11 protein-coding genes are annotated in these 10,791 nt (G+C 67.1%); 6 read left to right on the forward strand and 5 right to left on the reverse strand.

Annotation, left to right across the window (positions count from 1 at the left end):
• Positions 1-96 precede the first annotated feature (96 nt).
• The 5 genes from VM621_RS03905 to moaA are packed head-to-tail and all read right to left on the reverse strand — an operon-like array spanning position 97 to position 3,956.
• Positions 97-1,287 carry a molybdopterin molybdotransferase MoeA gene (locus VM621_RS03905; protein WP_325467684.1) on the reverse strand — a complete coding sequence of 397 codons (1,191 nt, stop codon included), beginning with the start codon at positions 1,285-1,287 and terminating at the stop codon, positions 97-99.
• A complete protein-coding gene (gene moaCB, locus VM621_RS03910) occupies positions 1,288-2,226 on the reverse strand; it encodes a bifunctional molybdenum cofactor biosynthesis protein MoaC/MoaB (RefSeq protein ID WP_325467685.1) in 939 nt (312 codons plus the stop codon).
• Positions 2,223-2,708: a molybdenum cofactor biosynthesis protein MoaE gene (locus VM621_RS03915; RefSeq protein WP_325467686.1), complete on the reverse strand. Its 486-nt coding sequence runs from the start codon at positions 2,706-2,708 to the stop codon at positions 2,223-2,225. Before VM621_RS03915 ends, moaCB begins: the two co-directional genes overlap by 4 nt.
• A gap of 2 nt (positions 2,709-2,710) precedes the next feature.
• Positions 2,711-2,962, reverse strand: a complete 252-nt coding sequence (locus VM621_RS03920; RefSeq protein WP_325467687.1) for a MoaD/ThiS family protein — start codon at positions 2,960-2,962, stop codon at positions 2,711-2,713.
• A 19-nt stretch (positions 2,963-2,981) separates the two neighbouring features.
• On the reverse strand, positions 2,982-3,956 hold the full coding sequence (gene moaA / locus VM621_RS03925) for a GTP 3',8-cyclase MoaA (protein WP_325467688.1): 975 nt from the start codon (positions 3,954-3,956) through the stop codon (positions 2,982-2,984).
• An 85-nt stretch (positions 3,957-4,041) separates the two neighbouring features.
• Between moaA and VM621_RS03930 the strand changes: the two genes are divergently transcribed.
• The 6 genes from VM621_RS03930 to VM621_RS03955 all read left to right on the forward strand — a co-directional run bounded on the left by VM621_RS03930 (position 4,042) and on the right by VM621_RS03955 (position 10,091).
• Positions 4,042-5,019 carry an XdhC family protein gene (locus VM621_RS03930; protein WP_325467689.1) on the forward strand — a complete coding sequence of 326 codons (978 nt, stop codon included), beginning with the start codon at positions 4,042-4,044 and terminating at the stop codon, positions 5,017-5,019.
• Positions 5,016-5,612: a nucleotidyltransferase family protein gene (locus VM621_RS03935; RefSeq protein WP_325467690.1), complete on the forward strand. Its 597-nt coding sequence runs from the start codon at positions 5,016-5,018 to the stop codon at positions 5,610-5,612. Before VM621_RS03930 ends, VM621_RS03935 begins: the two co-directional genes overlap by 4 nt.
• 91 nt (positions 5,613-5,703) lie before the next feature.
• Positions 5,704-6,315 carry a 2Fe-2S iron-sulfur cluster-binding protein gene (locus tag VM621_RS03940; protein ID WP_325467691.1) on the forward strand — a complete coding sequence of 204 codons (612 nt, stop codon included), beginning with the start codon at positions 5,704-5,706 and terminating at the stop codon, positions 6,313-6,315.
• Positions 6,312-7,304, forward strand: coding sequence for a xanthine dehydrogenase family protein subunit M (locus VM621_RS03945; RefSeq protein WP_325467692.1), 993 nt, complete (start codon positions 6,312-6,314; stop codon positions 7,302-7,304). The genes VM621_RS03940 and VM621_RS03945 overlap by 4 nt, the downstream gene beginning before the upstream one ends.
• Positions 7,301-9,517: a xanthine dehydrogenase family protein molybdopterin-binding subunit gene (locus VM621_RS03950; protein ID WP_325467693.1), complete on the forward strand. Its 2,217-nt coding sequence runs from the start codon at positions 7,301-7,303 to the stop codon at positions 9,515-9,517. The genes VM621_RS03945 and VM621_RS03950 overlap by 4 nt, the downstream gene beginning before the upstream one ends.
• A gap of 169 nt (positions 9,518-9,686) precedes the next feature.
• Positions 9,687-10,091 (forward strand): HU family DNA-binding protein, encoded by a 405-nt coding sequence (locus VM621_RS03955; protein WP_046968653.1) that lies wholly within the window; start codon positions 9,687-9,689, stop codon positions 10,089-10,091.
• The last annotated feature ends 700 nt before the right edge of the window (positions 10,092-10,791 follow it).

Raw genomic sequence — 10,791 nt, forward strand, 5'->3', positions numbered from 1 at the left:
GCCGAGCGCGCACGGACCAAAGCGCGGTCGATCAAGGGATCAGGCGGAATGCTGCCGAATACCATCATGGCGGGCAGCGCCACCGGGACCGACGGCTCAGATGGCTATCCAGCTTGCCCGCTCGCCGGCTTCGAAGCCGCTCTCGCGGGCCGGCAACCAGACCAGCGCATGCGCCGAGGCGACATTACTCAACATGTGCGAATCCTGATGGGGAAGGATGTGCAATCGCGCGCTTCCGTCGCCCAGGTCCAGCCGCATGCGAACCAGACGATCGCGCTCCGCATCGGCATCCACGGACGCCGCAAGGATCCCCTGCTTCCAGGCAGGCTGGTCGGTGGTTTCGCCTTCCAGGCGTCCAAGCACCGCACGAGCGTGGACCGCCAGACACACCAACACGGCAGCCGGGTTGCCCGGCATGCCCAGCAAAACCTTGCCCTCGCGCATGCCAAACCACAACGGCTTGCCGGGCTTTTGCGCGACCTTCCAGAACACCTTGCGCACGCCCAGACCATCGGCGACGGAGGGCACGAAGTCGCGATCGCCGACGGACACGCCACCGCTGGTGACGATGAGGTCGGCACTGTCGAGCGCCGCGCTCAGGGCCTCTTCGAGCGCCGTCGCGTCGTCCCGCACGTAGGCTACGACCGGCTCGCCGTATCCCTGTTCGACAAACCACGCGCGCAGCAAGGGGCCGTTCGCGTCGTAGACCATGCCCGGTGCGAGCTGCTCGCCCGCGCGCAGTACTTCGTCGCCGGTGACGAGCACGGCAACGCGGGGCCGACGGCGGACCTCGACCGTGTCGATGCCGGCCATCGCCAAGGCCGCCACCAGACCGGAGGTCACCCGTTGCCCGGGGTACGCGATGATGCTGCCCGCGGCGAGCTCCTCGCCTTCGTAACGGATGGCTTCACCGGTCCGCACGGCGTGGGTAAGCACGATACCCGTTCCGGTGCGCTCGACGATCTCCTGTCGCGCTACGGCATCCGCGCCCGCGGGAACCAAGCCTCCGGTCAGGATGCGCACCGCCTGTCCTGGGCCGACGACGACATTCGCCGGCTCGCCGGCCGCCGCCGTGCCGATGAGTGAGCGCGGCGCCTGGCCGTCCGCGCTACGTACCGCGTAGCCGTCCACCGCACTCTGGGTGAACCGGGGCAGCGCGATGCGCGCGGCGGGGGCCTCGGCCAGCACGGCACCGAGCGCGAGCTCCACCGACAGACGATGGGTGGGCAACGGCCCGACCCATTTCCGGTAGAGGTCGAAGGTCTCCCGCAAGGGCAGCAAGTCCATTCAGGTCGCCTCGCCGTAACCGCCGGGGTGGCGCGCACCCGCACGACCGGTTTCCAGAAGATGGATCAGACCCGGCAGGGTGGCCGCAAGGGATTCGCCCGCGCCACCGCGGCTGCCAGGAAAGGTCACCAATAAGCTGTCGCGAACGTAGCCTGCCACGCCACGCGAGAGCATGGCGAACGGCATGCGCTGCTGCCCGAAAGCGCGCGCGGCTTCCATGATCCCGGGAATTTCCACCTCGAGCATGGGCTTGACCGTGTCCACGGTGATGTCTCGTGGGCCCAGACCCGTCCCCCCGACGGTGACGATGATGGCGGTCCCGGCGTCGATCAGGGATCCCAGCAGGTCGCCCAGGATGGCCGCATCGTCGGCGATCACCGCGTACTCGACCGGGCCGAAGTTGGCCGCGATCAGGGCGTCGCGCACCCAGGCACCCGCGGTGTCCGGCTTGGCCCCGCTGGCGACGGTGTCGGACAGCACCACGACAGCGGCGCTGCGCGGCACCGACAGCTGCCGCTTGTAGTGCGACTTGCCCCCGGTCTTCCGCTCGAGACGACAGTCTTCGATGTGCAACTCGTCCGGTTCGGCATACGGCTTGAGCATGTCGTAGAGCGTGAGCGCGGCCAGGCTGGCCGCGGTCAGTGCTTCCATCTCCACGCCCGTAGGACCGATCGTCTGCACTTCCGCGATGACGCGCACGGAGGTCTGGGCGAGCTCGTAGGTCACCTCGGCGCGATGGATAGGCAGGGGATGGCAGAGCGGAATGAGTTCGTCGGTACGCTTCGCGGCAAGGATGCCGGCGACGCGTGCCGTCTTCAGAGGGTCACCCTTCTCGGTATCGCCGCTGCGCAGCAGCTCGATGCAGTGGGCCGGTGCGTGGAGCGTGGCGGTGGCGCGGGCGACACGCAGGGAATCCGGCTTCTGGCTGACGTCTTTCATCCGTGGCTCGTATGCGAATGGTGGCGATGCGAAGGCGTCGGGGTCTCATCGAGGTCGTCGCGAATGCAACATCCCTCGACGAAAGCACTGCTGCCGTCGGTATAGAACTCTTCTTTCCAGATCGGCGCACCGTGCTTCACAGCGTCGACGGCATACCTGCACGCGTCGAACGCTTCCGCCCGATGCGGCGCGCGGACGACGCAGACGATGGCGATGTCGCCGATCGACAGGTCGCCGAGTCGATGCACGATGCGGACGTAAGGCACCCCGAACCTTTCGCGCGTGGTGGCCTCCACCTCACGAACGATCTTGGCCGCGAGCGGCTCGTGAGCCGTGTACTTGAGGTGCCGCACCGAACGCCCTTCATGGTGATCGCGCACCGTGCCGACGAACAACGCCAGGCCACCGCATTCGGGGTGCGCATCCAGTTCGAGCAGGGGCTCCACGGTTACCGCCTCGTGGGAAAGCACCACACGTTCCATGCTCAACCTCCGGCCACGGGCGGCAGCAGGGCGATATGCCCGTCGGCGGGCACCGGATCGGCGCGGCGTACGATGGTGTCGCCCGACACGCAGGCGCAACGCTCCAGGGATGCGGCCAGTTCGGGACGCGCAAGCGCCAGCACGGCGAGGGCATCGGCGACGGTGTGCGTCCCGTCGGGCGCGTCGACCCGACAGGTGGCGCTGCCCGCCAGCCGCTCGAGGGTGGCAAAGAGTTCGAAAACGATCGATTTCATGGCGTATCCGGGAAGGGGCTCATCCGCCCATCGCATGCATGGTCAACGGCCTGTCCACCGGACCTGGGCGCGAGGCGTAACCGGCATCCTTCAGCCAGACCGCGCGACGCACCTGTTCGGCAAGCACGTCGTCGTCGATGCCTTCGCGCAGGCGTGCGCCCAGTGGCGTGCCCATCGGCGAGAACAGACAGGTAAAGAGTTCGCCCGTCGCGGTGAGGCGCAGGCGGTCGCAGGTGGAACAGAAAGGATTGGACACCGTGGAGATGATGCCCAGCGGGTAATACCCGTCGATGAGATAGGGCGTGGCGGGATCGTGTCCCCTGGGCTGGCCGACGACCTCGTGGCGCTCGCGTATCGCGGCCAGCATCTCGGCCTCGGACACCACGGCGTCACGCTTCCAGTGACCCGGGGCGTCCAGGGGCATGTACTCGATGTAGCGCAGGGGAAGATTTCGGGCCATCGCCCATTCCAGCAGGGGCACGACGTCCTTCTCGTTGTCGCCACGGATGACCACGGCGTTGAGCTTCACGTTGGCGCCGGCGGCGACGAGCGCATCGATGCCGTCGAGTACCGGAGCGACCTCGCGCAGGGTGAGTCGGCGGAACGTATCCGGATCGATGGCATCCAGGCTGACGTTGAAGTCGTCGATGCCGGCAGCGACCAGTTCACGAGCTTTCGGTGCGATGCGCGACGCGTTGGTGGTCATCGACAGGCGACGCAGGCCGCGCTCGCGAAGCGCGCCGATATCGCGCACGCACTCCAGCAGGTCGCGACGGAGCAGGGGCTCGCCACCGGTCAGGCGGATCTGATCGATGCCGTGGTCGACGAACAGGCCGGCCAGGCGCACGATCTCGTCGCGCGCCAGCAGGCTGGCTTTCGGCAGCCAGTCCGGATGCTCGGGCATGCAGTACGTACAGCGGAAGTTGCAGCGGTCGGTCAACGATATCCGCAGCTTGCGCTTGGTACGTCCATGACGGTCAATGAGTGGGGACATGTCGCCTCAGAAAAGCACAATGCGCGTAAGCGGGGTGTGTCCAGCCCCGCAAGCCCTTCACGTGCAATCGTGCCAGACTTCGGGCATGAACGCCTTGAACCCTTCCGCTGCGCAAGCATGGCCGGCCTGGCCCGAGTACGCGTTGGTCGAGGACCTCCTGCCCGCCCTTCGTGAGTACGCGCATGCCGGCCGGGTGGCGCTGGCCACGCTGGTCAGCGTCGCGGGACCGTCGCCCAGGCCGCTCTACAGCGAGATGGCGATCGCCGCGGACGGACGGGTCGCCGGTTACGTTTCCGGCGGCTGCGTCGAGGCCGCCGTCGCCGAGGAGGCCCGGATGGCGCTGGGCGAAGGCCGCCCGCGGCTGCTCGATTACGGGGTCGGCAGCCCCGTGCTGGACATCCAGTTGAGCTGCGGCGGCCGGATCGGCATCTTCGTTCGTGAACTGCACGAGCCGTCGCGGTACGTCAATACGCTTTCCGTCGCCCGCCGCGAACGGCGCACGGTCACGATCCTGTCGGATCGCGCGACCGGCGCCTGGGACGTCGTCGACGGTGCCCGGGAACCCGACGAACGACACTATGCGCGAACCCAGCGACCACCGCTGAGGTTGGTCGCCATCGGCGGCGATCCGGTCACGCTTGCGGTGGCCCAGCTGGCTCCGACACTGGGGGTCGAGGTAGTCCTGTTGCGGCCGCATGGCCCAGCCGAGCCTCCGCCGGGCGTTTCACTTGCCGGTTACGACCCACGCAGCCTGCCCGCGGCCCTGCGCGACCTCGCCCTGGACGACCGCACCGCCGTGTACTCGCTCAGCCACGACGCCGAAATCGACCATGCCGTGGCCGCGCATGCCCTGCATTCGCCCGCCTTCGCGGTGGGAATCCTCGGCAGCCGCAACAAGATCGGCGCGCGTGTCGAACGGCTGAAGGACGACGGCGTGGACGACGACGAGCTGCAAAAGCTGCACCTCCCCGCGGGCCTCCCGATCGGTGCGCAGACCCCGCACGGTATCGCATTGTCCATTCTTGCGCAGATCTGCCAGCGCGACCGCGCGCGTCTATCGTGACGAACGGCCACGATGCGTTGATCCTCGCCGCGGGTGGCAGCCTGCGCCTGGGCCGCCCCAAGCAGTTGCTGACCGTCGGCGGCGAGACGCTGGTCGCGAGGACGGCACGCATGGTCGCCGCGACCCGGCCAGGCAAGACCGTGGTCGTTCTCGGTGCGCATGCCGAGCGCATGTGCGGCCAACTGGCAGGCGCGATAGCCGTGTTCAACCCCGATTGGGCCACCGGCATCGCCTCATCCCTGAAAGTCGCCGCCGATGTGCTGGCCGGTCGCGCCGCCCCCGTGCTTGTCGTGGTCGTCGACCAGCTCGCGCTGAGCGAGGCTCATCTGTGGCGATTGCTCACCGCGCACGGCGGCTCGCGCGACACGGTTACGGCCTACGGCGACGCCATGGGCGTGCCCGCCGTGCTGCGAGCCGCCACGTTGGCGCGCGCCAAGGCGCTCGAGGGCGACACCGGCTTTCGTGCCCTGTGGCACGACGCCACCCCCGAAGCCGTTCGCGACGACGCCTTCGCCGACGACCTGGACACGGAAAGCGACATGGCACGCGCCATTGCGATAGGCGCCCTCGATCCGCAACGCGGGCATATGTAAACGGTTTGGCAAGCCGCTCGCCTCGATTCGCGCCGCCCCGTTCACGCCCTGATGCTTACAACCGTCGGGTGAGCCATCCACGGAGAACGGCATGCAGCCGAGAGCGCAACCACCTTCCGCGAACGCGGCCCGCCACCAAGCGACGCCAGTCGGCGGCGCCTTGCGGCCATCCGAACGCGTACCCGGCATCGATACGGTATGGACGCGGCTGCGCATCAACGGCACCGACCATGAGCTGGACATCGACCCGCGTGTCACGCTGCTGGATGCGCTGCGTGAACATCTTGGCCTGACCGGCTCGAAGAAGGGCTGCGATCACGGCCAGTGCGGTGCGTGCACGGTGCTGATCGACGGCCGCCGGATCAATGCCTGCCTGACGCTCGCCGTCATGCACGACGGCGACGCGATCACCACGGTCGAAGGGCTTGCACCGGGCGACGCGCTTGGCCCGCTGCAAGCCGCTTTCGTCAAGCACGACGGTTTCCAATGCGGCTACTGCACGCCGGGACAGCTGTGCTCGGCTACCGGCATGCTCGACGAGCTGCGCGCCGGATGGCCCAGTGTGGTGACCGAGGATCTGACCACGCCGCCGCGCCTGGGCGACGACGAGATTCGCGAACGCATGAGTGGAAATCTCTGTCGCTGCAGTGCCTATCCGAACATCGTCGCCGCGATCGCCGAGGCCGCGGAGGATGACGCATGAAGCAGTTCACTTACGAACGCGCCACGTCGCCGGCGGGTGCCTCACGCGCGGCGGTGATGCAACGGCGCACCCGCTTCATCGCGGGTGGGACCAACCTTCTCGACCTGATGAAGCTGGAGATCGAAACGCCCGAACATCTGGTCGACATCAATCGTCTGGGCCTGGACGTCATCGAAGAAACCGCCGAGGGCGGGTTGCGCATCGGCGCGCTCGTTCGCAATAGCGATCTCGCGGCCGATCTTCGCGTGCGTGAACGATACCCGGTGCTTGCCCGCGCCCTGCTCGCCGGTGCTTCCGGACAACTGCGCAACAAGGCGACTACCGGCGGCAACCTGCTACAGCGCACGCGCTGCTACTACTTCTACGACACGGCGATGCCCTGCAACAAACGCAACCCGGGCAGTGGGTGCGCGGCGATCGGAGGATTCAACCGCATCCACGCCATCCTCGGGACGAGCGAGTCCTGTATCGCCACGCATCCCTCCGACATGGCCGTGGCGATGCGGGTGCTCGACGCGACGGTCCACACCCTGATGCCCAATGGCGAGGAACATGCCATTCCGATCGCCGACTTCTACAGGTTGCCGGGCGATACGCCACAGGTCGAAACGGCGCTGCGCCCGGGTGAACTGATCACCCATGTCACGCTGCCTTCGCCCCCCGCGGGCCGGCAGCTGTATCGCAAGGTGCGCGACCGCGCGTCCTATGCGTTCGCCCTGGTCTCGGTCGCGGCGATCGTCGCATGTGACGGCGATACCGTAACCTCGGCACGTATCGCCTTCGGCGGGGTGGCCGCGATGCCGTGGCGCGACGAGGCGTTCGACGCCTCCCTGCAAGGGGCGGGAACCGATGAGGCCTCACTGCGTGCCATCGCAGACCATGCACTGGCCGGCGCGCGGGGCTTCGGCCATAACGATTTCAAGGTGCCGCTCGCCCGGCGGACGCTCGGTGCGGTGCTGGTCGAGGCATGTGGGAGGGACGGCGCATGACGATCCGCATGGACACGACCGTCGGTATCACGCCGCTCGACGACCGCCCCGATGGTTTCACCGGCAAGCCACTGGACCGCGTCGATGGTCCACTCAAGGTACAGGGCAAGGTGGCCTACGCTGCCGAACACGGCGGCGTCGGGGCGGTGGCGTATGCCTTTCCCGTCCTCGCCTCGATTGCCCGCGGCCGTCTCCTGCGTGTGGACACTACGGCGGCATGCCGGGCCCCCGGTGTCATCGAGGTCCTCACCGCGAAGAACGCGCCTCGCCAGGACAGCAGCGCCGAGGGCGCCATGCCGCAACTGACGGGCGACACGGTAAAGCACTACGGCCAGCCGGTCGCGCTCGTGGTCGCACAGTCCTACGAGCAGGCCCGCTACGCCGCGTCGCTGGTTCGTCCGGAATACGATGCGCAAGAGGGCCGATTCGATCTTGCCGCCGGCGTCGACACTGCCCGGACCCCGAAAGACCTGCCCTTCGCCAAGACCGACACCGGAAAGGGCGACTTCGAGGCCGCGTACGCGGCGGCACCGCACAGGCTCGACGTGGTCTACACGACGCCGTTCCAGTTCCATGCCGCCATGGAACCGCATGCCACGATGGCGAGCTGGGATGGCGACAAGCTTACCGTTCAGACGTCCAACCAGATGCCCACGCCCGGTCGCAAGGCGCTTGCCGCCACGTTCGGGCTCGCGCCCGGGAATGTCCGGCTGCTCTGCGCGTACATCGGCGGCGGGTTCGGCAGCAAGCTCGACGTACAGCCGGACGCCGTCCTGGCGGCGCTCGCCGCGAAAGCCACCGGGCGGACGGTCAAGCTGGTCCTGACCCGCCAGCAGCTGTTCCATGTGGTCGGGCACCGCACCAACACGATCCAGCGTGTACGTCTGGGCACCGATGCCGAGGGCCGTCTTCTTGCCGAGGCCCACCAGGCGTGGTCGGGCAACGAACCTGGCAACGACGAGTTCGAACCGACCGTCCTCGGCACCCGTTCACGCTACGCGGGCGAGCACCGCTTGAACACCCATCGGCTGGTCGATCTCGACTTGCCGCCTGCAATCTCGATGCGCGCACCGGGCGAGGCGGTCGGTCTGCTCGCGCTGGAAGGCGCGATGGACGAACTGGCCGTCCAGCTCGATATCGATCCGATCGAATTGCGCATTCGCAACGAGCCCCTGGTGGACCCCGAGCTTGGCGTGCCCTTCTCCTCCCGCAAGGTGGTCGAGTGCATGCGTGAGGGAGCGCGCCGCTTCGGCTGGGACAAGCGTGTGTCCCGCCCGGCGAGCGTACGCGATGGGCGCTGGCTCGTCGGCATCGGCATGTCCTCGGCGGTGCGCGGCAACATGCTGCAGGCATCGAAGGCGAACGTGACCCTGGATGCGACCGGCCAACTCACCGCACGCATGGCGATGACCGATATCGGTACCGGTTCCTATACCGTCTTCACGCAGATCGCCGCCGACCTGCTCGGCCTGCCGATGGAACGCGTCACCGTCCTGTTGGGCGATTCGGATTTCCCGGAAACGCCCGGCTCGGGTGGTTCGTTCGGCGCAGCCAGTGCGGGCTCCGGCCTGTACGACGCCTGCATGCAGTTGCGTAGCAAGCTCTGCCAGTCCGCGGGCATCGATCCGCAACGCGCCCGTTTCGAAGACGGTCACGTTACCGATGGCAAGAAACGCGTCGGTTATGCGGCCCTCGCCGGCACGGAGGGCGTGACGGCCGATGGAGGTGTCGAGCCGGGCACCAACAACACGAACTACAACCAGAACTCCTACGGCGCGTTCTTCGCCGAGGTCGGTGTGGACGTGGACACCGGCGAGATTCGTCTGCGCCGCATGCTCGGCGTATTCGCCGCCGGGCGCATCCTCAATCCGAAGACGGCGCGATCCCAGGCACTGGGCGGGATGATCTTCGGCGTGGGTTCAGCGCTCTCGGAGGAAATGGTCCTGGACGAACGCTACGGTGCCTTCGTCAACCATGACCTGGCCGAGTACCACGTGCCCGTCAACGCGGACATCGGCTCGATGGAAGCGATCTTCCTGCCTGAACTGGACGACAAGGCCAATCCGCTGAAGATCAAGGGACTGGGTGAAGTTGGCATCTCCGGCGCGGGCGCGTGCATCGCCAACGCGGTGTACAACGCCTGTGGCGTAAGGATCCGCGATTACCCGCTCACCCTCGACAAGGTACTCGCCGGATGGGCCGAAGGCGTCTGAAACCGCCGTTTTTCCGCATTGCGTCACAGGGACCCTGAAAAAAAGGGTCTCGAATGCGAAAAATCTTCGCGAACCCTATTTTCAGCGGACCAAAGCAACGCTAGAGTGAGTCGCCCGCTGGGCACCGGCCGGAAAGGCCGCCTCATTCGATTCAGTGACAAGGATAACCATGGCCACGACCAAAAAAACGGCGGCGAAGAAGGCTGCCAAGGCTCCCGCCAAGGCTGCCGTGAAGGCTGCGAAGGCCCCGGCCGCGCTCAAGCCGATCAAGGATCCGCTTTCGAAGTCCACGCTCGTCTCGCACATCGTCGAGCAGAGCGGCATTGACAGCAAGAGCGTGAAGGCCGTGCTGGCTTCGCTCGAAGGCGCGATCTCCGCGTCGGTTCATAAGAAGGGCGCCGGTACGTTCACGCTGCCCGGCCTGCTGAAGATCACCTCCGTTGCCGTCGCTGCGAAGCCGAAGCGCAAGGGCAAGGATCCGTTCACGGGTGAAGAGCGCTGGTTCGCAGCCAAGCCCGCCTCGGTCAAGGTCAAGGTCCGTCCGCTCAAGAAGCTCAAGGACGCGGCAGCCTGATCTTTCGCGGTGGCTTGAGCCGCCGCGATCGACGAGGTACCCGAAAGCCCCTGCCTTACGGCGGGGGCTTTTTTTCGGTTCGACGCAAGATTCCGGGGACGCGGCGAGCGCTGACGTGGCGGCGCAGAGCCTTCGGTGCCCACCCTCGCTGCTCAGACAGGTCCTCCGCGTTCGGTGCGGAAGGCCGCTTCGCGGCCAGTGTCTTATATGGCCTGCGGCCGCTCACTTGTGCGGAACTCGCCTCGAGGGTGGGCACCGAAGACTCTCCCGAACCGTGAGGCTCGCGTGGGTCGAGCCAAAGCGCGCGGCCGCATCGTCGACAAGCACGCCAGCACAAGCGCGACGAAGGTGTTTGGCAACCGGATACCAGCAACCGCTTCCGCTTCGCCCGGATGTTCCGGGCGCGGCCAGGGCCGACCACGCATCCCGCACCGGCTCTCCTTGCACTCAACCGTATCGTCGTGAGAGACCTTGGCGTCCACCCTCGAGGCGAGTTCCGCACAAGTGGAGCGGCCGTAGGCCAATAGGAACATGGGCCGCGGTAGCGGCCTTTCCTTCTCGAACGCGGAGGACCTGTCTGAGCAGCGAGGGTGGGTGAAGTGGTCAAGTATTTCTAGACACCCGATAGGGCGTTTTTCGGACCGACAGCATTTCGTGGATGGCTGGCGGGATCTGTCCGTTGGCCGCATGCAGGCGCCGA

This window comes from Luteibacter sp. (assembly GCF_035539195.1).
Lineage (GTDB): Bacteria > Pseudomonadota > Gammaproteobacteria > Xanthomonadales > Rhodanobacteraceae > Luteibacter.